3 protein-coding genes are annotated in these 1,617 nt (G+C 40.5%); all 3 read right to left on the bottom strand.

What is annotated here, in order from left to right:
- On the bottom strand, positions 1-361 hold a 361-nt coding region (locus tag BVE84_RS10305), incomplete at its 3' end, for an RHS repeat-associated core domain-containing protein (protein WP_142241402.1).
- Positions 362-649: 288 nt separating this feature from the next.
- Positions 650-1,177, bottom strand: coding sequence for a hypothetical protein (locus BVE84_RS10300; protein WP_076996889.1), 528 nt, complete (start codon positions 1,175-1,177; stop codon positions 650-652).
- Between the two features lie 6 nt (positions 1,178-1,183).
- Positions 1,184-1,617, bottom strand: a 434-nt coding sequence (locus BVE84_RS10295; protein WP_135017525.1) for a colicin E5-related ribonuclease, incomplete at its 5' end; no start/stop codon positions are given.

The following is a 1,617-nucleotide window of genomic DNA, read 5'->3' as shown; positions in this document are numbered from 1 at the left end:
TTCCGTCCTTGGGGTTAATTAACGGTTTGGGCTGCGTATAGCGAGGACCCTTACCATCCGGCAACATCTTTCTAAAATGCCCGCTTGGATCGGTATAGTTAACAGGATTGTTCTGCACATAGGCATAGCGATTCTGACTGAGCGGGTCATCTAGTTCCCCTTGGTAACTATCCTCGGTCAAGAACGTACCTGCCTGGCTATCATAGTATCTTGCTCTGAGGTAGTCCAGTCCTGTACTATCTCTAGCCTCCCCATTGTAGGCATACGGGTTGCCTGTTTCGTCTGTGCTGTCCTTAGTGGAACCATAGAGGTTATAAGAACTAGACGCAACGGCTTGTCCATCCTTAGTCAAGCCTGTCACAGACCCTGCTTGGTTGGTCAGGTACTGATACGTATCCCCTGTCCCATGGTTGTGGTAGGAAGCCTCACTCTGTCCTTACTGTTACCATCATTCTGATAACTCGACCCGCTAAATAATTCTCGTGGTGATGTGAAAAGCACCTATGGAGAGTAGCTCCATAGGTGGGTGGGGAGCTAGGAAAGAGAGGACGGAAAACGATAGAAGAGTCTCCGGCGTTTTCAACGTCCTCGCTGACTAGCTCAATCGCCTACAGCACCACGAATTTCCTTTATCTATTCATCCCTTTCCTTAGTCTGATAGTATCTCGAAGCAAAAGTAACCATACGGCATTGATTCTATATCCAGCTCATAGAATTTATATAACCATTTCATCATCTGAGGAATTCCCCTATCCATCAAGAAAGACATATAGGATCGAATTCCCTGCTGAAAACCTATGACATCTGACTTTTCTACCAAAAAATGGCTAGCCTGCATATCTTCAAAAGTTATGTATTGCGCTAATAACTTGTAATCAGAATCTGGTTCAAGCCAAAACATCTGTTCCCTTGCAAAATTTCGTTGTTCTTCCACTGTCACAATATCACGACATTCTATATATAAATGTGCTATATCAAATTCCTCCTGAAAATTTAATTTTTCATTAATATAAAATGGAGTGATAGAAATATACTTAGTTGTTTCGTTCGTTTCTATAATCTCCTTAAAAAGATGAAATAGGTTGGTTAGAGTAAGGTTTCTTGTATACATTGACTTGTAATAAGCTACATGAAAATATACAAGCTCATTAATAGTGCCACTTGGTTTCTCAATCATAAACTTTTACGGTCCCTTCCAATCTAAATCAGATAATTTTGAAATTTGGATAACTTTTCCATTGCTATCATCTATCGCTACATAGTGAATATCATCAATGTAGTAATTTGTTACACTGCTATTCGTATAACTATTATATCCCTTGGTCGTTTTGACAGGATTATTAATCGTATCGGCTATCATTTGATTATTCCAACCACGCTTAGACACTTGGTTTCCATATCCTGGTTTCGTGAATTTATCACTATAAACAATATCATCCGCAGTAACAGATTGCGAAGCGATTTTATCTGTCAGTCTCCCTGTATCCCTAACATCATCAACTGCCTCTGCGACTTTCAGAGAATCTTTGGTGTCATCCACCGCATCCACAGCTTTTAGGGCTTTAGAGGTATCACTGACATCATCAACTGTATCAATAACTTTTCCTGCTGTGACTC

Source organism: Streptococcus azizii (assembly GCF_001984715.1).
Classification (GTDB): Bacteria; Bacillota; Bacilli; order Lactobacillales; family Streptococcaceae; genus Streptococcus; species Streptococcus azizii.
Note: the sequence above shows the minus strand (reverse complement) of the source record. Positions and strands in the feature narration are given on the sequence as shown.

Excerpts from the sequence above, each read along its gene's own strand:
- BVE84_RS10300 (WP_076996889.1), bottom strand. The coding sequence starts at position 1,177 with ATGATTGAGAAACCAAGTGGCACTATTAATGAGCTTGTATATTTTCAT.